Source organism: Thermococcus gammatolerans EJ3, assembly GCF_000022365.1.
Classification (GTDB): domain Archaea; phylum Methanobacteriota_B; class Thermococci; order Thermococcales; family Thermococcaceae; genus Thermococcus; species Thermococcus gammatolerans.
Genome location: NC_012804.1, coordinates 1,918,169 through 1,941,192, shown reverse-complemented (window position 1 = coordinate 1,941,192; position 23,024 = coordinate 1,918,169). Strand labels below are relative to the sequence as shown.

Below are 23,024 nucleotides of genomic sequence, written 5' to 3'. Positions count from 1 at the left end.
TTCATTTTTTCGGTAGGTAGACCTGGAGGTAAGTGTGTTCGTTTATCTTTTCTTCCCCGACCTTCTGGAAGTAGAGCTTCGCGAGTAGTTCCACTGCCGTCTTTCCCCAGACGTTGAAGCGAACCCTGAATGACTTCTCCTCGCTCTGGAACTCTATCAGGACTGTTTTCTCGTCCTTGTCCGGCAAAACCTTGCTAATCCAGTATTCAGCGCCGATTACCTGCCCGTTCATGAGAACCGGGAGGAGCGCCCTCAGGTCGGTGAACTGGAGGATTAGCTTTCCGCCGGGCTTCAGGACCCTTGCCATCTCGCGGAACGCTTTTCCGAGGTCGAGGGGTTCGAAGTGAACGAGATTGTCGATGAAGAGAACGTAGTCAAAGGTGTTATCTTCAAAGGGCAACTCTCTGGCGTCGGCTTTGATGAACTCCACCTTCGAGCCCTTCTCTTTGGCAAAACCCCTCGCGAGGGAGAGCATGTACTCGCTGTTGTCAACGCCAACGACGGTAAAGCCCAAATCCTCAAGCAGGAACGAGAAGCCTCCAGCGCCACAGCCGAGGTCGAGGACTTTCCCCTTTTCCTTCATGAACTTCATCAGGAGCGGTTCAAGGTTCTCAATTCTCTTCCTGTACTCGTCGGAATAGATGTCGCTGTAGGCTTTGAATGCGGAGTAGTACTCTTCAAACGTCATGTTTTTGAGTCCTCACGAGTCCTTAAATAGGTATCCCGCTGGTGTCCTCCAAGGGATGGGCATAGTGCAAGCTTGGCGCTGAAAACTTTGGAGATTTTTGGGTTTCTAGAGGTCCTGCCGAATTTTTTTGAGCTTAGCTTTTTATTCTCCCCCTCCAACTCCCCAAGGTGGTGCTCATGGAGTTCAACCTCATCATTACCGGAGTCGGCGGTCAGGGAGGTCTTACCCTTTCGAGGATAGTCGGAAACGCGGCCATGGTCGAGGGCTACAACGTTCGCATCGGCGAGACCCTCGGAATGAGCCAGCGCTACGGGAGCGTGCTCAGCTACCTCCGCTTCGGTGAGGGGGTCTATTCGCCCCTCATCGAAGAGGGCAAGGCCAACCTCATGCTCGCCCTTGAGCCTGCCGAGGCTTTAAGGAACGCGCGCTTTCTCGGAAAGAACAGCGTTGCCATAGTGAACGCCTATCCCATCCACACAGCGACGACCCTCGTCGGGAAGGAGCGCTACCCGGAGCTCGATGAAATCGAAAAGGCGATAGGGAGAATCTGCCCCGTCCACATGATGAACTTCCAGCGCGAGGCAGACAAGATAAACCCCAGAACTTTGGGCGTCCTGATGCTCGGCTACGCCTACGGGAAGGGCCTGATACCCCTTAAGCGCGAGAGCCTTCTTGAGGGAATAAGGCTGACCCTCCGCGAGAAGCTCTGGGAGATGAACTTCAGGGCCTTTGAGCGTGGGGAGGAACTTGCTAAGGCCTGATTTTCTGGTTTCCAGCCCACTTTCCTCATTCTTTGTTGTGCTTTATGAAGGCGATGTATAATCCGGGCCGTTGCGATGCATTTCATGTCGTTTATGGGGTTATTGAATTAAATACCTCTCGAAGTTTTTTCTTTTCCTCCTCGCTCATCCTGTTTCTCATCCACCTCTCTTTAAGGTTCAGGTTCTCGTCCTCCAGATCGAGAACGGCCTTTCTGACTCCGCCCCTCGGATTTTTACTGTCGCCCTTTCGGCGTGGGATGACGTGGAGGTGCAGGTGCGGAACTGTTTGGCCCGCCTCCCTTCCGAGGTTCATACCAACGTTAAAGGCATCAGGATTTAGTGCCTTGCGGAGGGCCTTCATGGCCAGCTCCATTCCCTTCAGGAGGGCAGTTTTCTCCTCCTCTCTTAAATCCTCCCATTTCTCAACGTGCCTCCTCGGAACGACGAGAAGATGGCCTTTGCTTGCCGGATAGGAGTCTATGAGGATCCTGATGAGTTCGCCCTCGTAGAGAACGTTCTCTTTCTTCGGCTCACAGAACGGGCACCTCATGGCACATCCCCCCAAAGGCTTAAAACCGGTGTATTTAACCCTTGTCTTCGGTGGTGAACGTGAGTGATACCGATGAGAGGATAGCTGGACTCCAGAAGACGTACCGAAAGCTGATGATGATAGGACTCGCAACGCTTCTCGCTGCCTTTGCCCTGCTCATCCTGAGGCCCTTTGGCTCGGCGTCGCTCGTTCTGGGAGCGATTCTGTTTCCTGTGGCAATGATTCCCCTTGAACTGGCCAGGAGGACAGCCCAGAGAATGGCCCTCATTGCGCTCGGTGGCGTCGATAGAAAAGCTTAATTATTGGGCCGAAAAATGAGTGTTGGAGGTGATGGAGGTGGCATTTGTACCGCCGCAGGCAGGTTACGACAGGGCTATAACAGTTTTCAGCCCGGATGGGAGGCTCTTTCAGGTCAACTACGCGAGGGAGGCAGTGAAGCGCGGAGCGACCGCAGTCGGGGTTAAGTGGAAGGGTGGCGTTGTCCTAGCCGTGGAGAAGAGGATAACAAGTCGGCTGATAGAACCCAGCAGTTACGAGAAGATCTTCCAGATAGATGACCACATAGCCGCGGCCCCAAGCGGTATAATAGCTGATGCGAGGGTTCTCGTGGATAGGGCAAGGCTGGAGGCTCAAATATACCGCCTGACATACGGCGAACCCGTCCCGCTCACCGTTCTGGTGAAGAAGATATGCGACCTCAAGCAGGCCCACACCCAGTACGGCGGTGTGAGGCCCTTCGGTGCAGCTCTGCTGATGGCGGGCGTTAACGAGAAGCCCGAGCTCTATGAAACAGACCCGAGCGGCGCCTACTTTGAGTGGAAGGCTGTCGCTATAGGAAGCGGCAGGAACACAGCGATGGCGATATTTGAAGAGCACTACAGCGACGATATCGATATGGAAGGAGCGATAAAGCTCGCCATACTGGCCCTTGCAAAGACCCTTGAGGAACCCAGCCCTGAGAGCATCGAGGTCGCCTACATAACCCTTGACGAGAAGCGCTGGAAAAAGCTTGATAAGGAAGAGGTTGCAAAGTACCTCAATGAGATCCTCGAGGAGATCAAGGAAGAGGAAGTCGAGGAGCGGGAAGAGGATTACTCCGAGCTTGACCAGAACTACTGAGGTGACGGGCGATGCCCATCAGTGTAGATAAAGCCGTTATCGCCCGTCTTAAAACTCACGGCGAGACCTTTGAAATACTCGTTGACCCTTACCTAGCCAGGGATTTCAAAGAGGGCAAGGATGTTCCCATAGAGGAGATCCTTGCAACGCCTTACGTTTTCAAAGATGCACACAAGGGTGACAAGGCGAGCGAGCACGAGATGGAGAAGATATTCGGGACGAGCGATCCCTACGAGGTCGCCAAGATAATCCTCAGAAAGGGAGAAGTTCAGCTGACGGCGGAGCAGAGGAGACAGATGCTCGAGGACAAGAAGAAGTACATAGCGACGATAATCCACAGACATGCCGTCGATCCGAGGACTGGATATCCCCACCCTGTCGATAGGATCCTCAGGGCGATGGAGGAGGCAGGGGTCCACGTGGATCTCTTCAAGGACGCCGAGGCACAGGTTCCACAGGTGATCAAGGCCATAAGGCCGCTTCTCCCAATAAAGCTTGAAGTCAAGGTCATAGCGGTGAAGATACCGAGCGACTATGTCGGTAGGGCCTACGGGGAGGTCAGAAAGTTCGGCAGCATAAAGAGGGAGGAGTGGGCCAGCGACGGCTCGTGGATGTTCCTGATCGAGATTCCCGGAGGAATAGAGGAGGAGTTTTATGAGAAACTCAACGCCCTTACCAAGGGCACCGCGATTACCAAACTTGTAGAGAGGAAGGGCCTATGAGGAGGATTTTTGTAAAACCAAGGGAGTTAGTGGTTCCCGGGACACTTTTGGCCCAGGGGCCCTTTAAGAACGGAAGAGGAACCTTCAGAGAAGGGAACAGGATATACTCGACTGTGGTAGGACTGGTCGAGATCAGGGGGGACCTTATACGGGTTATACCCCTTGAGGGACCATACATACCGGAGGTTGGGGACAACGTTCTTGGAAAGATCGTGGACGTCCGGTTCTCCAACTGGACTGTGGACATAGGCGCGCCGTATCAGGCGAACCTCCGCGTTCAGGATGCTGTGGAGGAGCGCATAGACCTTCTCAAAACAGACCTGAGGAAGATCTACGACATCGGCGATATAATCTACGCCAAGATAAAGGCCTACAACGAGGTCAACCAGATCGACCTGACTACCAAGGGAATGCCCTTCAAGGGCGGTCCCCTCAGGGGAGGCCAGCTCGTCACGATAACCCCCTCCAAGGTTCCGAGGGTCATCGGTAAGGGAGGTTCGATGATCAACATGATCAAGAGGCTGACCGGAACGAGGATCATAGTGGGTCAGAACGGATGGGTCTGGGTGAGCGGCAAGAACGATGAGCTTGAGAAGCTGGCGGTGGAAGCGATCCTCAAGGTTGATCGTGAAAGCCACACCCAGGGGCTCACAGACAGGGTTAAGGAGTTCCTCCTCTCCCGGCTCAGGGAGCTCAAGGAGAGGGGAGTGATCGAGGAGATACCCCAGCTTGAGGAGAATAACGAGGGTGAAGGAAAATGATGGGTAGGCCAGAGGGTTTAAAGCTCATCGATGAGAACGGCAGGAGAATAGACGGAAGGAGGAAGTATGAGCTGAGGAAAATCCACATGGAAGTCGGTGTTCTGAAGAACGCAGACGGATCCGCGTATATCGAATGGGGTAAGAACAAGATACTCGCGGCCGTTTACGGTCCGAGGGAGATACACCCAAAACACCTTCAGAGGCCTGACACGGCAGTCCTGCGCGTCCGCTACAACATGGCCCCGTTCAGCGTGGAGGAGAGGAAAAAGCCCGGTCCCGACAGGAGGAGCGTTGAAATAAGCAAGGTCATAAGGGGCGCGCTTGAGCCTGCTTTGATCCTTGAAATGTTCCCGAGGACAGTCGTTGACGTCTTCATCGAGGTTCTCCAGGCCGACGCTGGAACGAGGGTTGCCGGAATAACCGCAGCATCGCTCGCTTTGGCCGATGCGGGAGTTCCGATGAGGGATCTCGTGGCAGCTTGTGCCGCTGGAAAGATCGATGGTGAGATAGTCCTCGACCTCAACAAGGACGAAGACAACTACGGTGAAGCCGACGTTCCCGTTGCCATAATGCCCCTCAAGAACGACATAACCCTCCTCCAGATGGATGGCTATCTCACCAAGGAGGAGTTCATAGAGGCAGTGAAACTCGCGATAAAGGGAGCGAAGGCAGTCTACCAGAAGCAGAGGGAAGCGCTCAAAGAGAAGTACCTCAAGATCGCCCAGGAGGTGGCTGGAGATGAGTGACGTTGAGATCATGGCCGGGATAATGAGGGACAGGATACTCAACCTCCTCAAGGAAGGGAAGAGAATCGACGGCCGCTCCTTCGAGGAGTACAGAGACATCGAGATAAAGACCGGCTTCATTGAGAAGGCCGAGGGCTCCGCATGGGTCAGGCTCGGTGGCACGAGGGTTCTCGTCGGCATAAAGGTCGACGTTGGGGAGCCCTTCCCCGATCTCCCCGACAGGGGCGTCATGACGACCAACGTGGAGCTCGTTCCCCTTGCCTCGCCAACGTTTGAGCCAGGCCCGCCTGACGAGAGGGCAATAGAGCTGGCCCGCGTTATTGACAGGGGGATAAGGGAGAGCCAAGCCGTTGAGCTTGAGAAGCTCGTCATCGTGCCCGGAAAACTCGTCAGGGTCGTCTTCATAGACGTCCACGTACTAGATCACGATGGAAACCTCTTCGACGCAACTGGCTTGGCCGCGATGGCCGCCCTGATGACAACTAAAATACCCAAGGTTGAGTACAACGAGGAGACCGGGGAGATAATCAAGCTCGACGAATACGAGCCCCTGCCCGTGAAGCACGTCCCGATCCCCGTAACCTTTGCGAAGATCGGTTCGAGCATCATCGTCGATCCAAACCTCGACGAAGAGACGGTAATGGACAGCAGGCTAACCATAACCACCGACGAGACAGGTCACATCTCGGCCGTTCAGAAGGGTGAGGGGGGAAGCTTCAAGCTTGAGGAGGTCATGTACGCCATTGACACGGCACTGAAAAAGGCCGATGAACTCAGAAAGATCCTACTCGAGGCCGTTGGTTCAGCTTCCTGATTTCCAACTTTTTCCTTTGGGAAAGAGATATAAACATTGAGGTGCATAAAAGTTCAGCCTTCGTTATGATCAAACCCCGGGGTGAATGGTATGGGCCTGTTCGATAGCATTCTCAAAAAGGAGGAGAAAAAACCCAAGAAGAAACCCGAGGCCGTCAAGGAGGCCGTAACGAAGAAGGAGGAGAAGCCCCTTCCGAGGGATGTCGAAGTTGTTCCACTGGAGGAGGACGTTCTCGCCAGGGAAATCGTGAAACCTCACTTTAAATACGTGAAGAAGATAGTAGTCACGAGCTACTCCGATCTTGAGAGGATTTCCGAGGAGCTTCAGGAGGGCAACCTCGTCCTCGTCGATCTGACTCCCCTCGAGATAAAACCTGAGATACTGGAGAAAGTCGTCGAGCAGATCAAGGGCATGACGGCTGCACTCGGCGGACAGGTTGTCAAGGTTTGTAAAGGTGAGATAAGGCTTCTCCTTACCCCTGAGGACGTTAAGATCGCCAAATGATCCCCGTCCCGGATTTCTTCGATTTTTCTGCTACCTCACCTTTATAAACCGGTTTTGCTACTCTTCTCGGTGATGCTCATGGGCGAGAAGAAAGGCGAGAAGGTTGAGGTTAAGCCGGAGCTCGGCGAGGTTCAGGTCATAAGCCTCGGTGACTGCCCCATCTGCGGCGGCAAGAACACTCTTAAGGCCATCCAGCACATCCACGAGATTCCTTACTTCGGCAAGGTCATGGAGAGCACGATAATCTGCGAGCGCTGTGGTTACAGAAACGCGGACGTCATGATACTCGAGGACAGGCCGCCGAAGCTCTACACGGTGAGGGTCGAGGATGAGAGAGACCTGTTCACGCGCGTTGTGAGAAGCAAGAGCGGGACGATAGAGCTCGAGGAAATAGGTGTTAAAGTTGAGCCCGGGCCGGCATCTGAGGGTTTCATCACCAACGTTGAAGGTGTCCTTGAGCGCGTCCGCGAAACGCTCCTGATGGCGAGGGAGTTCAGGAAGCAGGAGGGTGACGAAGAAGCAGTAAAGAAGGCCGACGAAATACTCCAGTACATCGAGGACGTCAAGGAAGGAAAGAAACCGCTGACGGTAAAGATAGCAGACCCCCTCGGCAACAGCGCGCTCATAGGCGAGAAGGTCAGGAGCAGGCTTTTGACAGAGGAGGAAATCCGGAAGCTGAGCCTCGGGCCGTACCAGATAGTTAACCCGGAGGAGCTTGAGAGCTCTGAAAACGGATCAGAAGAAGCCCTTTCAGAGAAAGCAAGTGGGGACAAAGAGGCTTAGGGATAAAAGTAATCCCTTGCCAGCAGATCTTCAATTAGAGCTTTGACCCAGGGTTTCCTCGTCTTTCTTGACAGGTGTATTACCCCTTCGACGTGGACTCCATAGCGCTCCTTCATCTCCTCCCTGCTCATCGGTTCCTTGAAGAGGAACGGCCTCTCGATGGTGAAGACGTAGCCGTAGTCCTTGATGTAGTTGGCCAGCCAGTTCTTCCCGTTCTCACCGTGGACAAGGGTTAAACCGCTCGCCTCCTTCGCCATCTCCCAGAGGGTCTCGAGGTCAGCCTTTATCACCTCTCCGACCTCGAAGCCTCCAGCTATGGTTCCCCTCTGGGTCAGCGTCTGCTCCTCGTGAAGGTTGAGCCTCCTCAGCGTGTCCCTCAGCTCGTAGGGGTTTCCCCGCGCTATGTAGAGGAACACCAAGTCTCCTTCGTCGAAGGCCTTCCTCTTCCTGACCTCAACCGTTTTGAGGCCCCTGAATATCAGCTCGGCGTAAACCTGGTGGAGCGCTATGACGTGCTCCATGCTTTCACCTGGCGAACCCTCGAAGAAGAGTTAAAAAGAGTTTTGGATGAAATCGTGTTGATGAGCAAGCTCCAAAAAATCACCTTAAGAAACGAACGCCTCTGGAAGTTTGGTCTGTCCTACCTTGCCCTCTCACTCCTTCTCCTCGCGGTTGGATTAATTGAGAGATGGCAAGTCCTACCGCTGATGAACGTTTTTGTAGCCCTCGGTTTTCTTGCCCTGGCAAACCGCTTTCATGCCCTCAAGATAGAGTGCAATGGAAAAACGCTCCTCCTCGTTCCGGATTGCGCGACGTCCACCATAACCCTCAAGGACACGGAGGGAAAGGTTCTCGCAAGGGACTTCTTCCCCCTCTTTGAGGAGAAAACTCTCGAAACTCCCTGTGGAACGCTGGAAATCCGTGTGATTAAGCATCGCTTTGGCAAAGTGGAACTCAGAATAAAGGCCGAAGGAAAAGAAATCACCCTGCCCTGAGTTTCAGCGACGCCTTAACCAAATCACTTACAACCCCGCTCGCCGTCTCCTTCAGCCCGGCGCCGGCCCCTTTAACGAGGAGCTCTCCCAAAAGGTCAGTCTCGATTAGGGCAACGTTCTCGTTGCTCGAAACCGTGAGTGGGCCGGAAACCTCCTCGGGAGTGACTCTAACGTTCTTCTCCTCGATTGTCGCGACGAGCCTAATCCTCTTCCCCTTTGCGAGGGCCCTCTTAACCTCGTCAACCGTAACCTCAGCGATGCCCTTAACGGCAATCTCATCGAAGGTAATCGGCTTAAAGGCAACGCAGTGGAGTATCGTCGCCTTGTAGCCGGCGTCAATTCCGAGGACGTCTCCGCTCGGGTCTCTCTCGGCTATGCCAAGCTCTTGAGCCTGCCTTACGGCCTTCTCGAAGTCAATCCCCTGCTCCATCCTGCTGAGGATGAAGGTCGTCGTTGCGTTCAGGACGGCTTTTATTTTCCTTACAGTATCGCCGAGCAGGTTCTCGCGGAGGAGCCCGATGATTGGCGTTCCCGCCATTACGGTCGCCTCGAAGAGGTATGGCAGGCCCCTCCGCTCGGCCTCGTCAGTAAGTTCCGCGTAGTGGAAAGCTAACGGAGGCTTGTTGCTCGTAACGACGGCCTTCCCGTCCCTCAGCGCCTCAAGATGCCACTCGTGGGCGTTTTTATCGTTGGTCACGTCAATCACGATGTCGGCTTCAATTTCCTTCACGGCCTCAACCGGGGAGAAGTTGTAGACCTCGTAGTCGTTCGTCCAGGCCGAGAGCTTCCCGAAGTTCTCCTTGACGAGGAGGGCCTCGCTCAAATCTATTCCCTCTGGAAGCCAGACGGTTCCGCTCGTGTCGGAGATGCTGACGACCCGGAATGATAAGCCGTATCTCTCTCTGAAAAAGCGCTCCTTCTCAAGCAGAACCCGCGCAACGGCCCTTCCGACGTTCCCAAAGCCGAAGAGCCCAACCTTTACCTCCATCCTATCACCAGAATAGAAAGGGGAAAGGGGCTTAAATCACTTGTTGAGGATTACCTTGATTATGTCCATGTCTCTGACTATGCCGACGAGCTCGCCCTCGCCCCTGATAACGGGTAGCTGTTCGATATGGTACTGAACCATTTTCTGGGCAACGTCGTAGACGCTCATGTGAGGCGTCGCGACAATGAGGTTGGGGTTCATGATTTCCTTGACGGGCTTCTTTGGAAGCTGGAGCTCCGCCTTTTCGAATAGCAAGGTGGGGTTGCTCTCGAGGATCCAGTCCTCCTCGCTCGAAGCAGAGAGTGCGGTCTGCTTCATGACGCGAATAACCTCGCTATCTTTGAGGATGTCCGTCTCATCCACCATTCCGACGAGGTTGCCCTCGTCGTCTATAACTGGAATGGCCATGGCGTTGCACAGGAGGAGAGCCTTGAGCGCGGCCTTGAGCGGTGTTCCCTGCCACACGACGCTGACGTTTCTCTGGTAGTAAGGTTCAATCGTTATGTCCTTGAGCTTCTCGTTTTTGGCCAGATACCTTCGCACGATGTCCCCAACGGTAAGTATACCCACAACTTTGCCGTCATCGTCAACCACAACAACGCGGCGATAGTCCATCTCAAGCATCTTCCTGACGGCCTTCTTCAGATCGTCATTGGGCTTAACAATCGGTACTTCCCTCCTTATGAGCATGGCAAGCTGATCCTCATCCGGATGGAGAAGAACGCGTTTTATGCTTATTATCCCGGCCAGCTGGCCGGTTTTCTTGCTCACGACGGGAAAAGACCTTACCTTGTACTTTTTAAACAGTTCAAGTGCATAACCCCGCGTCGCCGGAAGCTCGATAACCACAGGGTCCTTGGTCATTATTGTCTTTACCCTCATGTTCTACCACCGCTTAACCTAAGACGGTGTTCCCCTATTTAAGGTTTTAGAAAAGAAAACAGAAAAAACGTCAGCCGAGAAGGGCAAGAAAGACTCCGGCGACGACAGCCGTTCCAATAACTCCAGCGACGTTCGGCCCCATCGCGTGCATGAGGATAAAGTTGCCCGGATCTTCTTCGCTGGCTATCCTCTGAACAACCCTGGCACTCATTGGAACCGCTGAAACTCCAGCCGCTCCAATCATTGGGTTTATCTTTCCTCCTGAGATTTTCATCATGAGCTTTCCGAAGAGCACTCCTCCAGCGGTAGCGCTGGCGAAGGCAACGACGCCAAGGCCAAGAATCATGAGGGTCTGCGCCGTGAGGAAGCTCTCCGCTCTCATGGTTGAGCCGACGCCGAGGCCGAGGAATATCGTGACGATGTTCATGAGCTCCTCCTGCGCTGCCTTGGTGAGCCTTGGAACCACGCCGCTCTCGCGGAAGAGGTTACCTATCATGAGCATTCCGATAAGCGGAGCCGCACTGGGGACGAGGAGACCGATGACGATCATGCTGATTATCGGGAAGAGGATCTTCTCCCTCTTGGATACGGGCCTGAGCTGTTCCATCCTTATGCGTCTCTCCTCTGGCGTTGTGAGGGCCTTTATGATGGGTGGCTGGATCAGCGGGACGAGGCTCATGTAGCTGTAAGCGGCGACGGCGGTGGCGGCGAGGATTTCAGGGGCCAGCTTGGTGGTCAGATATATCGTCGTCGGTCCGTCCGCACCGCCTATGATTCCTATCGAAGCCGCTTGGTGGAGGTTGAAGCCCAGGGCCAAGGCAGTTAGCATCGCCACGAAGACACCTATCTGTGCCGCGGCGCCCATAAGGGCGGTCTTAGGATCTGCAATCATCGGCCCGAAGTCCGTCATTGCTCCAAGGCCGAAGAAGATGAGCAGGGGCACTATCTCGGTCTTGATGAGGTAGTGGTAGACTATGTCGAGCAGGCCCGGGTGACTGCAGAGGGGCCCAACGGTCGGGCAGTTGGCTATGCCGTTGAGGGGGAGGTTAACGAGAACCGCCGTGATGCCTATGGGCAAAAGCAACAGCGGTTCCATCTCGTAGCGTATCGCAAGGTAAACCAGCGTCAGGCCCACTGCAATCATGATGATGTTCCCTACCGTGAGGTGGAGCAGACCCATTGTGCTCAGGAAGTCCACGAAGCTCGTCATGCCCCATCACCCGAGTTCTACTAGTGGGTCGCCGGTGTTTACGGCGTCGCCTTCTTTCACGTAGATTTTCTTAACAACACCGTCTTTCGGAGCGGGAATTTCGTTCTCCATCTTCATGGCCTCAAGCACAAGCAAACCCTGACCAGCCTTAACCTCCTGCCCCTCACTAACAAGAACCCTGAGAATCTTACCCGGCATTGGAGCCGTAACAGTATTCGGCGAAGCACTCGCAGGAGCGGGCGAGGGCGCAGGAGCACTCACAGGGGCGGGAGCAGGAACCGACACAGAAGCTGGAGCAGAAACCGGAGCGCTGGTAGTTTCGGGAACGCTCGGAAGCGCTATTCCCAGTCCTTCAGCCTTGACCTCGTAGCTCTTGCCCTCGAAGCTGACCCTGAACTTTCCACCACCGAGCTCCTCAACCTCGACCTCGTACTCCCTTCCATCGATGATGACCTTAACCTTCATCTTCACCACTTCCTCATCTCGTAGTTGAAGTTCTCAACCTCATCCATACCGCTCTGCAAACCGTAGAGGCGCCAGGCGTCGGAAACCTTCCTCCTGAAGGGTAAAGGACGAACCACCTCGGCCTTCTTCGCGAGGTAGGCGAGGATTGAGGCGGTTATGACCGCCAAATCCCTTGGGGGAATTTCCTCCTCCGGGGTCTCAACCTCCTCCTTCGTCTCCTCGACGGCTTTCTCTTCCTTCTCGACCTTCTTCGTCATCCCGCGCTCGAAGGCGCCTATGGCGTACATCACTATCGCGAGTATCGCGAGTATGGCGAAGACGACGGTGATTCCTATGATTGTAATCCATCCGCCCTCGGCAAACTGGCTCATGCTTTCACCTCACAGGGGTATGTTGCCGTGCTTCTTCGGCGGGAGTTTGACGCGCTTGCTCTCGAGGGCCTCAAGCGCCATTATGACCTTGCCCCTCGTCTCTGCCGGGTCGATGACGTCGTCGATGTAGCCGCGCGAGGCGGCGACGTACGGGTTGGCGAACTTCTCGCGGTACTCGGCTATCTTCTGCTGCCTCACTTCCTCCGGGTTCTCAGCCGCTGCGATTTCCTTCCTGAATATGATGTTCGCCGCTCCCTCCGGACCCATGACTGCTATTTCCGCGGTGGGCCAGGCGAAGACGAAGTCCGCTCCAAGGTGCTTGCTTCCCATCGCGAGGTAGGCTCCACCGTAGGCCTTCCTCAGAATCACTGTTACCATCGGGACGGTTGCTTCGGCGTAGGCGTAGAGAACCTTCGCGCCGTGCCTGATTATTCCCCGGCTTTCTTGGTCAACGCCAGGTAAATAGCCGGGAACGTCCACGAGCGTGACTATCGGAATGTTAAAGGCGTCGCAGGTTCTAACAAACCTAGCAATCTTATCTGAGCTGTCTATGTCGAGAACGCCTGCGAAATACTTGGGGTTGTTGGCGACTATACCGACGGTCTGGCCGTTCATCCTTCCGAAGCCCACAACCGCGTTCGGAGCGAAGTAGGGGAGGATTTCCAGAAAGTCCGGGTTGCCGTTCTCGTCTCTGTCCACTATCTCGTAGATGACGTCCCTGACGTCGTAGGGCTTGTTTGGGTCGTCCGGGACAATCTCATAGAGCCTCTCGCTCTTCCTGAAGGGCAAGTCGCTCGTCTTAACCCTCGGAGGCTTCTCCATGTTGTTGGACGGCAGGTAGCTCACGAGGCGCCTTATCAAAGTCAAAACTTCCTCGTCGCTCTTGCCTATGAGGTGCGCCTGACCGGCCTTCTGGGCGTGGACCATCGCTCCGCCGAGCTGAACCGGAGTTACTTCAACGCCTGTAACGGCCTTGACGACCTGCGGGCCCGTGATGAACATGAAGCTCGCGGGGTTGTCCACCATGAGAATGAAGTCACCTATTGCCGGGCTGTAAACGGCTCCACCGGCACACGGCCCCATTATCGCGGTAATCTGCGGAACAACACCGCTGAGAATCGTGTTCATCTTGAAGATTTCACCGTAACCCTTGAGCGAGTCAACACCCTCCTGAATCCTCGCTCCACCGGAGTCGTTGAGGCCTATGACCGGGGCGCCCGCCTCCAAAGCCAGCTCCATGACGCGTTTAATCTTCGCCGCGTGCATCTCGCCGAGAGAACCGCCCATAACGGTGAAGTCCTGCGCGTAGACGAAGACGAGGCGACCATCAATGGTTCCGTAGCCAGTGATAACGCCATCCGCCGGAAGTTCCCTCTTGTCCATTCCGAACTCGGTTCCGCGGTGCCTGACGAACATGCCGATTTCCACGAAGCTTCCGGGGTCGAGGAGCTTCTCAATCCTCTCTCGGGCGGTGAGCTTGCCCTTGGCGTGCTGTTTCTCGACGGCCTTCTCGCCGCCCATTGCGAGAATTTTTTTCCTCCTTTCGTAAAGCTCGTTGAGCTTCTCCTCCATGCTCATAAGAGTAACCCCCTCGGTTTCTTGGGGGTTGTAGTTTGTAAAGTTTAAAAGGGTTTTTGAGGAGCGGAATTTCATCCAATAGTGGATAATTTGTCCACAAAGGAGCAAAAAAGAAAGGAGGCCTCAGAGGTGCTGGATTGGTGTCTCGGCACCACAGGCCTCACACTTGAGGAAGTAGAACCTGTCCCTCTTGATTATCTTTGTGTCCGGGCTTCCACAGACCGGACAGATGACGTACTCCTTGAGGTACTTCTTCAACTTGTTGGCTATTAAGTAGGGAGTGAAGCGTCCCTGCAGGATTACGCGCCTGCCCTCGAGCGTTCCTGCCGTTGCCACCTCGCGCAGTATAAACTTGAGCAGGTGGCTTGGGTCGCGGTTCATGGCCTCAGCTATGTCAACGAAGTTCTCGATGATCGTCCTGTTACCGGCTATCGTAACGACCGCCGGCGGAACCTCGAAACGGGACTTGTGGGACTTCACGTTCTCGGGCAACTCCTCGTAAGCCTTATCTAGGAGCCTCTCGAAGTCGTAAAAGTCAATGCTCTCGCTCATCTTCTCACCCCCCTCATAGGTTTCCCCTTCGCTTTATAACCTTTGGCGTTATCAGAGCACCCTGTAAAATCCTGCCCTCGGCTCGTAGATTCTGCCGTCTGCTTTTAACTCCTCGATGAGCTTCTCGACTTCGCGTTTGCTTCCAACTCCAGCCTGTTTCGCTGCTTCTATCACCCTGTCGGCCGGCGCTCCGTATTCACCCTCCGGCTCGAGGTTCTTGATTATATCAACCAGCTTCTCTATCTTGTTGAGCTTCTTCGAGCTCTTTCCTATTTCCAGTATCGAGACGTCTATGTTGCCCTCCTCGTCAACGGCTATGGTTTTCATCATGGCTTCAATGAGCTCTATCGCCGCTCTGGCGTCTTCGCGCGTTACCGTCTCGCTCAGCCTCATTCTCGCGTGGGCCTCGCTGAGACGTATTAGGGCTTCAAGCTGTCTAGCGGTTATTGGAATTGGCTGGACACCGTCATCACTGCTCCTTCTCAGCCCCTTCCTCATCTTAACGTAGTAACGCTTGATCTCCTCCATAGCTTCTCTGCTCAGGACGGGATGGACGTTTTTCCTCGCGTAGGCTATGTACTTCTTGAGCAGGTCGTAGGGAATCTTTGGAGTGACCACTTCGGCCTCACCGCGCCTGACGCGCAGTATGTGCTCCGCTATGCTCGCGTCAATTTTTTCGTCTGGTTCATCGAGCAGGAGGAATATCAGGTCAAACCTGCTGAGGAGCGTTGGTGGGAGGTCGAGCTGTTCTGGAAGGGACTTCATGCGGTTGAAGCGGCCGAACTTCGGATTGGCGGCGGCTATAACGGTAGTTCTCGCGTTCAGAGTTGCGGTTATGCCCGCTTTGGAGATGCTTATTGTGTTGTGGAGAACCAGCCCGTGAGAGACGAAGAGGTGATACGGCTCGACGGTTACGTCGTAGACCCACTCCCAGCGGTCGTTAGGAAGTTTTTCGACTTTTGTGACCCTCAGGAAATTAACGTTGCCGTTTAGGAGCTCCTCGACCTCCTCTATTACGCGCTCTATTCTCTCGGCTTCCCTCTCGACCTCTGTTCTGAGTATGGACAGGGCGGTTGGATCGCCTCTCTCTATCCTGTTCCGAAGGGTTATTGCATTAAGGCCATATTTGAAGGATATCCTCGACTTGTTGAGGTACTTGAGTGCCTTCGGGGGCTCTTTGCTGGCCAGTTCTCTCACCCTTTCAAGGTGCTCTATCAGCCGCCTTATTTCCTTCCTCAGAATAGATTTGGAAACTAGGGGCCTCTTGGCATAGTACCTGCTTGAGAGCTTGAAGTGGATGTTTTTACCTGCCTCACCGAGCTTTTTCAAAAGCTCCCCCGGGAAGGTTCTCTCGGTGGGCTTCACCTCGTAGCGGCCTGGGGCATTCTTTATTTTTGACACTATTCCCAGGGAGTAGAGGTAGTCCTGCCTGTTCCAGGCCGCCCTCTCGTCCCTGAGCGGTTCGTCGAACTGCTCGATCTCAATGGGGTACCTTGCAACTCCGAGCACGACATCGTCCACAGTAACATTCTCGGCAGGTTTCTCCCTTATCTCGCCGTCTTCCCACACCATAATCGGGTGCTCGGGCGTGACAACTATCTCCCTGCCGTTTGAAAACCTCAGCCGTATGAACTTATCCGGCGCTTTGTGCCTGCTCACGCGGTCTGCCTTAACCTTCACGATTTCCTTCCGTTCGAGATCGTAGGCCAAAAGCTCAATATCATCAACAGGAAGTATTTCGGTGTCCTTGCCGATTATCACTTTATCCCGGTTGGCCTCTATGAGAGAATCCACCAGCTCGCCTATCTTCACCTTCCTGCCGTCCGCTAAGAGAAGCTCGAAGTCGTAGTGGTAGCTCTGCTGCTCCAACGCTTCGTGTATCGCGCTCCTGTCGCGGTCGCTCATCTTGTCGAACTCATCTATGCAGTTGTGAACTATGATTCCCTCGGCCAGGAAGTTGTGCTCACCCGGCACGTAGAGGTCGTAAACGTAGCCCTCGTATGGAACGCGCTCAATGGAGACGATTTCATCTGGGCGGGGGTTGAAGTTTTCATCAAGTCCGATGACACTCTCTCCAACCTTAAACCTCTCCGCCTCCTTCCACTCAAGGGTCTTACCATCTATGAGAAGGTGGTCGGGAGTTAGGGTTACCTCGTTGCCCGAGCGGAACTTGAGCTTTAACAGCTCTCCCTTCCAGGGCTTCCTGCGGATTATTGTGGCCTTAGAAGTCTTTGTCCTTATGCTTCCGAGGTCGAGGGCCGTAACTTCCATCTCCTTCTCCTGAATGTCCACGATTTGGCCGTCGGAGAGCGCCTTGTATGACTTCTCAAGCTCGAAGAGGTCTTCAATTCTCTGGTATTTCCCATCTACAAGAACCCGTGAATCCGGGTGCAGGCAGGCGAACCCACCATCCGCTAAGACGAGAACACCAGCCTCCAACACCCACGAGCCCGTGAACTCGTCCCTGACTGCTGCAGCGGTCAAACCGGCGGCGCTTGAACTCTTACCGCTCGTGTAAATCGCCCTCGGCGCCAGATTGGCCACGTAGCGGAGGAGCTGACTCTTCGCTACTCCAGGATCTCCAACCAACAAAACGTGGCTTTCTCCCCTCAGCTTCGTCCCGTCTGGCAAAACCCTCTGCACACCGCCGAAGAGCGCCAAAGCGATTCCCTTCTTGACTATCCTGTGCCCCCAGATGGCCGGAGCTATCGAGTCCACTATCGCGTCAACGATGTCCTTCCTCTTAGCCAGCTCGCGGATCTTCTGCTCGTCCTCCGGCGAAATCTCGAGCTCCTCTATCTCCTTGCTGAGCTGCTCTATGTGGTTCACCTCAAGAACCTTCTTGAAAATCGGCCTCTTGTCCCTCTGCTCGAGGATGACGCGCAGGATTCCGGTCACGAGAACCCTATCGCCCGGCAGAGCGGTATCGACGAGATCATCCAAAAGTATTGCGTCCACAAAGCGGGGCATCTGACCGCCTTTAAGGCTCTCCGGCCTGTCCTGGAGGCGGAAGCTCTGGAAGTTTATGAAGCGGCTCTTCTCGACGTCGAGCTCGACGTTTCTTGAGCCGCAGGCGTCGCACTTGGCCGGCTTGACAAGGTTCTCGTAGGGCCTCTGAAGCCTTACCATCTCGTTCCCGCAGTCCTTGCATACGAAAACCGCCCTCTGGACGAAGGGTTTGACCTCGCTGATGCGCGTGATGATCCCCTCGACCTGAATCAGCCTGTTTATGTGCTCGCTCCCCAGTTCCTTAACGAGTAGCGTGTGGGGGAGGTTGTAAAAGCGCGCGTGTATCTTGAGCTCTTCCGAGTACATGAGGTCCTCGCGGAGGACTATTTGTATGGCGTCTTCTCCGGCCATCAGAACCTCTTCGGGGTTCTCAAGAAGCTCCTGTGCTAGTTCGGGATCGAATGAGTTCAGATGGGCCCAGTCTATGGTCAGCGATCTCTTCGGGACGACCGTGAGCAGATCCTTCAACCTGTTTAAGTAGATGGGGTTTCCATCGTCGTCCTTGTACTCACGGAGGAACGTTGCGAAGCGGGATATCATGTCCTCCCTATCCATCATCCCTCACCCAGCCATTCGTTTCTGATTTTAGAAAGCTCCAGGTAGATCCTCCTCTCCTCCGGGGAAAGCCTGCCTAGAACTTCAAGGCTGTTGGGTCTCAGCCTTACCGCTTCAAGTATTTTCTTAAAGCGCATTTCCTTGAGATAGCGGTACTTCTTCTTTAGGTTGGCGAGTTTGGTCATTTTCACACTCAACACTTCAATGCTCTCGCCCGGGTTCTGTCTCACGTAGTTCTCGAGGTAATATATGTAAAACTCGGCCCTCTCATATAGCCCTGCCGGAATCGGAACGAGGGGTTGGCTCTCCCTCTCCTCTGCTATCATCTTGTCTATCTCACCGATTATCTTGTCCGTCTCGTCCACTATCTCCCCTATGCCCGTCTCCCAGAGTACCTTGGCCTTCCAGTCCTCAAGGAGCGCTATGTCACCGGTTTTCCAGTCCTCGAAGGGCTTGATGATCTTGACTGGTATGAGGGCCCTTCCGCTGAACATCCCACCACCTTTCACCAAGTACCCCCTCCCCCTAATAAACCTTGGCAGTACGACGGCTGTGTCCATTTGATCATTCTCCGGGATAATCCTAATAAACCGGCCCGACTATTTTCATCAAGGTGGTATCATGCTGATTGGAATAATGAGCGATACCCACGATAACCTCCCTGCTATAAGGAAGGCTGTGGAGTTCCTCAACGAGAGGAACGTTGATCTCGTGATCCACGCCGGCGACTACGTTGCCCCGTTCGTCGCGGGAGAGCTGAGGAAACTAAAGGCTCCCCTCAAGGGTGTTTTCGGTAACAACGACGGCGAGAGGAAAGGCCTCTACGAAGCCCTGGGTATATGCGATGAGATCTTAGAAATTGAGGCCGATGGAATGAAGATAGCCGTGACACACGGCACCGATGAGAGGATCGTTCGTGCCCTGGCCCGCAGCAGGCTCTACGACGTGGTTATCGTTGGTCACACCCACCACTACGAGATAAGGGAAGAGGGGAGGACGATACTCGTCAACCCCGGCGAGGTCTGCGGTTACCTTACCGGCGTTAAGAGCGTCGCCTTGCTCGACACGAGGAAGAGGGAAGTCACGATAATCAACATAGAGACTGGTGAGCTCCTTGGAGCAATGAGCCTCTGAGGTGGGGCGATGGACGAAGTACTCCTCCCGAGGGAGCGCCGTGACGCAGTCGTTTTCATAGGTGTGGACGCTGCCGACAATGTCGAGTTCGTTAAGGTATACGCGGTTAGCGAGGAGAAGGCGAAGGAAGCGCTCGAAAAGTTCTTCAACGCCAGGGGTCTCTTTCCAGCCGACTACCGACTTGTGAGCAGGGGGGTCGAGAACGTTAAGGGTAAGGGAGCAATAACGACCCGAACCGAGACCTCACTGAGCTCGGCTCTCGCGAGGCTCGGCCTCAAACTCCTCTCCAACGGTGTCCTTCATCTTGAGGGTGCAGAGACCGTTTACCAGCTCACCCTCGTCAGCGAGGAACTCTACTCAAAGCTGATGGAGGAGAGGGCCGGGCGTGCAAAACGCAGGGGTTTGGCCATCAGCATTGCGGCCGCATTCTCTCTGGGCTTCTCTGTTCTCGTGGTAAACCTGAGGGCAGTTAATCTGAGGCCCCTCATTCCACCCGGTGCAGTTTTGCTGACGGAACCGGAGCCTGATGAAGTCTTGAGGCTCATGATGGAGGGCAAACAGGTAATTGTAGAAACTGTGTGGCCCTCCAAATACATGGGACTTCCCTTTGGGGTGCGGGTAAAGATACCCCCAATGTCAAAAGAGGAATTCGCGGAAGAGCTCAAGCGAAGAACCGGAGTGTCTGTGGAGAGGGGCCTTCTGGAGGATTACCCCGAATGGCTCTTCAATTACCGGAACCTTGAGTTCATACTTCAAATCTTTGAAAAACTCGTGGAGAAAGGAGTTGAGAAGGAAGAGGCCCTTGAAATAGCCGTGATGGTGAACCTTGGCTTCATACCTTCAGAATTCGAGGGCCTGAGCTTGAAGTCTAAGAGATGAGTTTCATTTTGACGGCATTAACGTTTTTAGGCTATTGTGAAACTGCATTAGGGTGGGAGAATGGAGTGGGTTGAGATAGACGGCTCGTACGGCGAGGGAGGGGGACAGATACTCAGAACGGCCGTAGCCCTGTCTGTAATCACAGGGAAGCCGGTGAGGATTCACAGGATAAGGGCAAACCGCCCGAACCCCGGGCTAAGGCCCCAGCACCTGCACGGGATTTTAGCACTCAAAGAGCTGAGCAACGCGAGGGTTAAGGGGGCAAAAGTTGGCTCTACGGTCCTCGAGTTCGTTCCCGGAAGGGCCGAGCCGAAGCACGTCAAAGTCCCTATAAAGACGGCAGGTAGTATAACGCTCGTCCTCCAGGCGCTGCTTCCTGCGATGGCTTTCATCGGCGGAAGTTTCGAGATAACAGGCGGAACCGACGTGCCCTGGAGCCCGCCGGTTGACTACCTGAGGAACGTTACGCTCTTCGCGCTCGAAAAGATGGGCCTGAGGGCAGAGATTGAGCTCAAGAGGAGGGGGCACTACCCTAAGGGTGGTGGCCTTGTCACGGGAAGTGTTGAACCCTGGGAGAGTAAAAAGCCCCTCGTTGCCCTTGAGTGGAATAAAGTAGATAGCTTCGCCGGGATAAGCCACGCGACAAATTTACCGGCCCACGTCGCGGAGAGGCAGGCGAAATCGGCGGAGGAGAGATTGAGAGAGTTTTTCAATGCCCCTGTTGAGATAGAGACTGAAGTATCACGTTCTCTTGGGCCCGGAAGCGGAATAGTGGTTTGGGCCGAGACGGACTCGCTTAGGTTAGCTGGAGACGCCCTCGGAAAGCGCGGAAAGCCGGCAGAGGTAGTCGGCAGGGAAGCCGCTGAAGAGCTGATTGAGCAACTGACGCCGAGGAAGGCCGTTGACAGGTTCCTCGGCGACCAGCTGATACCGTTCCTGGCCTTCGCGGGCGGAGAGATAGGCGTTGCAGAAATCACGAACCACCTCGTCACCAATGTCTGGGTCGTGGAGCGGTTTTTGGGTAGAACTTTCGAAGTCGAGGGAGAAATCGGAGAGCCCGGGGTTGTGAGGGTGGTAAGGAAGGCGGAGGTCTGACGAAGGGGTTAAATATGCCACAGTTCTTAGTAATGATGGTGAGAGAATGGAAGGTGTTGAGTATATATACGATGAGCATGGACGAATTAAGGGTGTGATAATACCGCCAGAACTTTGGGAGAAAGTTAAGGGCGAGCTCTTTGATCCGTCAAGATATAGGGGTATTTATAAGGGCAAGAAGGACCTTGAGAAGAGCCTCAGGGAGCTGAGGGAGGAATGGGAGAGAGATTTTTGATTGACACCAACATTCTCATCTACTACCTTGCGGACGCCATTCCTAAAGAGGAACTTCCAACGATTGAGGAAATCCTTAGAGGAAGCTTCAACGTCTCCATAATCACAAAAATAGAGTTCCTTGGCTGGAAAGGACACACTCAAGAGGGTTTTGAAAAGTCAAAGGAGTTCATAAGCTTCGCAAACGTCATACCACTCACTGATGAGATAGGAGACGTTGCCATTGAACTCAGGCGAAGGGTTAGTATAAAGCTCCCGGATGCAGTTATAGCGGCGACGGCACTCGTTCACAATTTAACTCTCGTCACGAGGAACGTTAAAGACTTTAAGAGGATTGAAGGACTGAGAATATACAACCCCTTTGAAAAGGTAGATAAAAAGCAGTGACCTCCTGCCCTGCAGACATCTCCTAAGCTTTACTCCTCCATCTCCACCCCGTAGACCTTCCTCGGGTTCTCGACGTGGATTTTGTAGACGTCCTCCTCGGTGAACAGGCCGTTCTGGAGGAAGGCCTTCGTTCTTCTCGGAACTGTCTTCGGGCCGAGAACCGCTCCCGGCCGTCTTTTGTCGTCTATGTAGTCCGTCTCCATCATGAAGCGGTTGCCCTGCTTTATCGCCTCCTCAATGTTCTTCCTGCTCGCTATTATGCTCGGAAAGACGCCGACTTCTTCGGCCACTTTCACGAGCGGTGGGGAAAAATGCTTGACGACCTTGTAAGGCTTTATCTCTACTTCCCTTACATACCTTCCAAGCTCCCTGAACTTCTCCTCGTCGAAGCTCTCGGTGTGGAGCTGAACCGCGCAGTCGGCATCTTTGGCGAGGCTCATCCCGTACTTCATGAGCTCTATGCTGGCGTTCCATATCTCAGGCGGAACCTCGTAGTGTGGCCTGCCTATCTCTCCTATTGCAACGGCCTTGCCTTCGAGGCAGAGCTTCTGGGCATATTCGAGGGCCCTCATGACCTCGTTTTTGGCATATTCAAGGCCCTTCTGCTCTGCCAGATAGACGAACTCCGCTGGGTGGACGCCGACCACCGCGAAGGCCTTAACGGGCGTCTCACGATTTATCCTCTCGACGAGCTCGATGTGAAAGTCCATCGCCTTCATGAAGTCCTCTGCCTTCAGACCAGGAAAGCCGTAGTCGTGGGCCGTCTTGTAGACGACCATCAGGTGCGTTCCTCCAGCCCTGTGAAACTGCTTCACCGCCTCGAGGAAGAGGCCCTTGAAGGGGTCAACGTGGAAGTGGTCGTCGAGGATTATCATGCTCCCACCTCACGACTGGTAGACCGCGAGGACGTCGCCTTTTTTAGCGTTTGTCTTCCCCTCAAGAATTAGCGCGACCCTGTCGCCGTCAACCGCGAAGTCAACCTTTTTCCGCTCCTTCTGGATTTCTCGGATTAGGGCGATGCTCCGCCCTTTGACCTTGTAGCCGGGGTATATTATCCCCTCAACGGTTCCAATCAGCGTCTCCCTGCCGAGGACGTTAAGGATCTGTTCCACCCTGAACTTCGCGACCGGTTTCCTCGACGCTATGAACTCTCTGGATTCACCTTTCCTCGGCCTTCTCAGAAAATCGAACAACCCCATGTTCCCACCGAGAGAATTTGAGAAAACCACAATAAAAAGGATT

At 54.3% G+C, this 23,024-nt stretch carries 29 protein-coding genes; 15 read left to right on the top strand and 14 right to left on the bottom strand.

The window, feature by feature from the left end; all coding sequences use genetic code 11:
- Position 1: 1 nt before the first annotated feature.
- Positions 2 to 688 carry a class I SAM-dependent methyltransferase gene (locus TGAM_RS10370; protein ID WP_015859648.1) on the bottom strand — a complete coding sequence of 229 codons (687 nt, stop codon included), beginning with the start codon at positions 686 to 688 and terminating at the stop codon, positions 2 to 4.
- A gap of 176 nt (positions 689 to 864) precedes the next feature.
- Here TGAM_RS10370 and TGAM_RS10365 point away from each other — a divergent pair, with 176 nt between their 5' ends.
- A complete protein-coding gene (locus tag TGAM_RS10365) occupies positions 865 to 1,449 on the top strand; it encodes an indolepyruvate oxidoreductase subunit beta (protein ID WP_015859647.1) in 585 nt (194 codons plus the stop codon).
- A gap of 91 nt (positions 1,450 to 1,540) precedes the next feature.
- Here the strand turns inward: TGAM_RS10365 and TGAM_RS10360 are convergent, their stop codons facing one another.
- Entirely contained in the window at positions 1,541 to 1,999 is a 459-nt protein-coding gene (locus TGAM_RS10360) for an HIT family protein (RefSeq protein WP_048811355.1), read from the bottom strand.
- 50 nt (positions 2,000 to 2,049) lie between these two features.
- Here TGAM_RS10360 and TGAM_RS10355 point away from each other — a divergent pair, with 50 nt between their 5' ends.
- The 8 genes from TGAM_RS10355 to TGAM_RS10320 all read left to right on the top strand — a co-directional run bounded on the left by TGAM_RS10355 (position 2,050) and on the right by TGAM_RS10320 (position 7,448).
- The gene (locus TGAM_RS10355; protein WP_238516211.1) at positions 2,050 to 2,298 is read left to right on the top strand and encodes a hypothetical protein; all 249 of its coding nucleotides are present in this window, start codon (positions 2,050 to 2,052) and stop codon (positions 2,296 to 2,298) included.
- Between the two features lie 37 nt (positions 2,299 to 2,335).
- Positions 2,336 to 3,118 (top strand): archaeal proteasome endopeptidase complex subunit alpha, encoded by a 783-nt coding sequence (psmA, locus tag TGAM_RS10350; protein WP_015859644.1) that lies wholly within the window; start codon positions 2,336 to 2,338, stop codon positions 3,116 to 3,118.
- Positions 3,119 to 3,129: 11 nt separating this feature from the next.
- Positions 3,130 to 3,840, top strand: a complete 711-nt coding sequence (locus TGAM_RS10345; protein WP_015859643.1) for a ribosome assembly factor SBDS — start codon at positions 3,130 to 3,132, stop codon at positions 3,838 to 3,840.
- Positions 3,837 to 4,601: an exosome complex RNA-binding protein Rrp4 gene (gene rrp4 / locus TGAM_RS10340; protein WP_015859642.1), complete on the top strand. Its 765-nt coding sequence runs from the start codon at positions 3,837 to 3,839 to the stop codon at positions 4,599 to 4,601. Before TGAM_RS10345 ends, rrp4 begins: the two co-directional genes overlap by 4 nt.
- A complete protein-coding gene (gene rrp41 / locus TGAM_RS10335) occupies positions 4,598 to 5,347 on the top strand; it encodes an exosome complex exonuclease Rrp41 (protein WP_015859641.1) in 750 nt (249 codons plus the stop codon). The genes rrp4 and rrp41 overlap by 4 nt, the downstream gene beginning before the upstream one ends.
- Positions 5,340 to 6,161, top strand: a complete 822-nt coding sequence (gene rrp42 / locus TGAM_RS10330) for an exosome complex protein Rrp42 (RefSeq protein WP_015859640.1) — start codon at positions 5,340 to 5,342, stop codon at positions 6,159 to 6,161. Before rrp41 ends, rrp42 begins: the two co-directional genes overlap by 8 nt.
- A 90-nt stretch (positions 6,162 to 6,251) precedes the next feature.
- The gene (locus TGAM_RS10325) at positions 6,252 to 6,665 is read left to right on the top strand and encodes a cell division protein SepF (RefSeq protein ID WP_015859639.1); all 414 of its coding nucleotides are present in this window, start codon (positions 6,252 to 6,254) and stop codon (positions 6,663 to 6,665) included.
- Between the two features lie 78 nt (positions 6,666 to 6,743).
- Positions 6,744 to 7,448: a ZPR1 zinc finger domain-containing protein gene (locus TGAM_RS10320; protein ID WP_048811353.1), complete on the top strand. Its 705-nt coding sequence runs from the start codon at positions 6,744 to 6,746 to the stop codon at positions 7,446 to 7,448.
- Here TGAM_RS10320 and TGAM_RS10315 read toward each other — a convergent pair.
- Positions 7,445 to 7,969, bottom strand: a complete 525-nt coding sequence (locus tag TGAM_RS10315; protein ID WP_015859637.1) for an ASCH domain-containing protein — start codon at positions 7,967 to 7,969, stop codon at positions 7,445 to 7,447. The two genes, TGAM_RS10320 and TGAM_RS10315, sit on opposite strands and share 4 nt — an antisense overlap.
- Positions 7,970 to 8,029: 60 nt before the next feature.
- On the opposite strand from TGAM_RS10315, the gene TGAM_RS10310 reads away from it, so the two are divergent.
- Entirely contained in the window at positions 8,030 to 8,443 is a 414-nt protein-coding gene (locus TGAM_RS10310; protein WP_048811352.1) for a hypothetical protein, read from the top strand.
- Here the strand turns inward: TGAM_RS10310 and TGAM_RS10305 are convergent.
- From TGAM_RS10305 to TGAM_RS10265, 9 genes are all read right to left on the bottom strand, one after another.
- Positions 8,430 to 9,431 carry a homoserine dehydrogenase gene (locus TGAM_RS10305; protein ID WP_015859636.1) on the bottom strand — a complete coding sequence of 334 codons (1,002 nt, stop codon included), beginning with the start codon at positions 9,429 to 9,431 and terminating at the stop codon, positions 8,430 to 8,432. The two genes, TGAM_RS10310 and TGAM_RS10305, sit on opposite strands and share 14 nt — an antisense overlap.
- Before the next feature lie 36 nt (positions 9,432 to 9,467).
- Entirely contained in the window at positions 9,468 to 10,313 is an 846-nt protein-coding gene (locus tag TGAM_RS10300) for a CBS domain-containing protein (RefSeq protein ID WP_015859635.1), read from the bottom strand.
- A gap of 70 nt (positions 10,314 to 10,383) precedes the next feature.
- Complete coding sequence (locus TGAM_RS10295) at positions 10,384 to 11,523, bottom strand: sodium ion-translocating decarboxylase subunit beta (RefSeq protein WP_015859634.1); 1,140 nt, start codon at positions 11,521 to 11,523, stop codon at positions 10,384 to 10,386.
- 6 nt (positions 11,524 to 11,529) lie between these two features.
- Complete coding sequence (locus TGAM_RS10290) at positions 11,530 to 11,988, bottom strand: acetyl-CoA carboxylase biotin carboxyl carrier protein subunit (RefSeq protein ID WP_015859633.1); 459 nt, start codon at positions 11,986 to 11,988, stop codon at positions 11,530 to 11,532.
- 2 nt (positions 11,989 to 11,990) lie between these two features.
- Positions 11,991 to 12,359, bottom strand: coding sequence for an OadG family protein (locus tag TGAM_RS10285; RefSeq protein ID WP_015859632.1), 369 nt, complete (start codon positions 12,357 to 12,359; stop codon positions 11,991 to 11,993).
- A 9-nt stretch (positions 12,360 to 12,368) separates the two neighbouring features.
- On the bottom strand, positions 12,369 to 13,937 hold the full coding sequence (locus tag TGAM_RS10280; protein ID WP_015859631.1) for a carboxyl transferase domain-containing protein: 1,569 nt from the start codon (positions 13,935 to 13,937) through the stop codon (positions 12,369 to 12,371).
- A 123-nt stretch (positions 13,938 to 14,060) separates the two neighbouring features.
- Complete coding sequence (locus tag TGAM_RS10275) at positions 14,061 to 14,489, bottom strand: translation initiation factor IF-2 subunit beta (protein WP_015859630.1); 429 nt, start codon at positions 14,487 to 14,489, stop codon at positions 14,061 to 14,063.
- 51 nt (positions 14,490 to 14,540) lie between these two features.
- Complete coding sequence (locus TGAM_RS10270) at positions 14,541 to 18,053, bottom strand: DNA replication licensing factor (protein WP_048811351.1); 3,513 nt, start codon at positions 18,051 to 18,053, stop codon at positions 14,541 to 14,543.
- Positions 18,053 to 18,547, bottom strand: coding sequence for a Gins 23 protein (locus tag TGAM_RS10265; RefSeq protein WP_015859628.1), 495 nt, complete (start codon positions 18,545 to 18,547; stop codon positions 18,053 to 18,055). Before TGAM_RS10265 ends, TGAM_RS10270 begins: the two co-directional genes overlap by 1 nt.
- Before the next feature lie 127 nt (positions 18,548 to 18,674).
- Here TGAM_RS10265 and TGAM_RS10260 point away from each other — a divergent pair, with 127 nt between their 5' ends.
- From TGAM_RS10260 to TGAM_RS10240, 5 genes are read left to right on the top strand one after another with little or no spacing between them, the layout of a single operon-like run.
- The gene (locus tag TGAM_RS10260) at positions 18,675 to 19,187 is read left to right on the top strand and encodes a metallophosphoesterase (RefSeq protein ID WP_015859627.1); all 513 of its coding nucleotides are present in this window, start codon (positions 18,675 to 18,677) and stop codon (positions 19,185 to 19,187) included.
- Positions 19,188 to 19,196: 9 nt separating this feature from the next.
- Positions 19,197 to 20,066: a hypothetical protein gene (locus TGAM_RS10255; protein ID WP_015859626.1), complete on the top strand. Its 870-nt coding sequence runs from the start codon at positions 19,197 to 19,199 to the stop codon at positions 20,064 to 20,066.
- 60 nt (positions 20,067 to 20,126) lie between these two features.
- Entirely contained in the window at positions 20,127 to 21,161 is a 1,035-nt protein-coding gene (gene rtcA / locus TGAM_RS10250) for an RNA 3'-terminal phosphate cyclase (protein ID WP_015859625.1), read from the top strand.
- A 46-nt stretch (positions 21,162 to 21,207) separates the two neighbouring features.
- Complete coding sequence (locus TGAM_RS10245) at positions 21,208 to 21,396, top strand: hypothetical protein (protein WP_015859624.1); 189 nt, start codon at positions 21,208 to 21,210, stop codon at positions 21,394 to 21,396.
- Positions 21,378 to 21,782, top strand: coding sequence for a type II toxin-antitoxin system VapC family toxin (locus TGAM_RS10240; RefSeq protein ID WP_169302032.1), 405 nt, complete (start codon positions 21,378 to 21,380; stop codon positions 21,780 to 21,782). The genes TGAM_RS10245 and TGAM_RS10240 overlap by 19 nt, the downstream gene beginning before the upstream one ends.
- A 29-nt stretch (positions 21,783 to 21,811) precedes the next feature.
- Here the strand turns inward: TGAM_RS10240 and TGAM_RS10235 are convergent, their stop codons facing one another.
- Both TGAM_RS10235 and pbp11 read right to left on the bottom strand, forming a co-directional pair.
- Complete coding sequence (locus tag TGAM_RS10235) at positions 21,812 to 22,657, bottom strand: TatD family hydrolase (RefSeq protein WP_015859622.1); 846 nt, start codon at positions 22,655 to 22,657, stop codon at positions 21,812 to 21,814.
- 9 nt (positions 22,658 to 22,666) lie between these two features.
- Entirely contained in the window at positions 22,667 to 22,981 is a 315-nt protein-coding gene (gene pbp11, locus TGAM_RS10230) for a tRNA-binding protein Pbp11 (protein ID WP_015859621.1), read from the bottom strand.
- Positions 22,982 to 23,024: the final 43 nt, after the last annotated feature.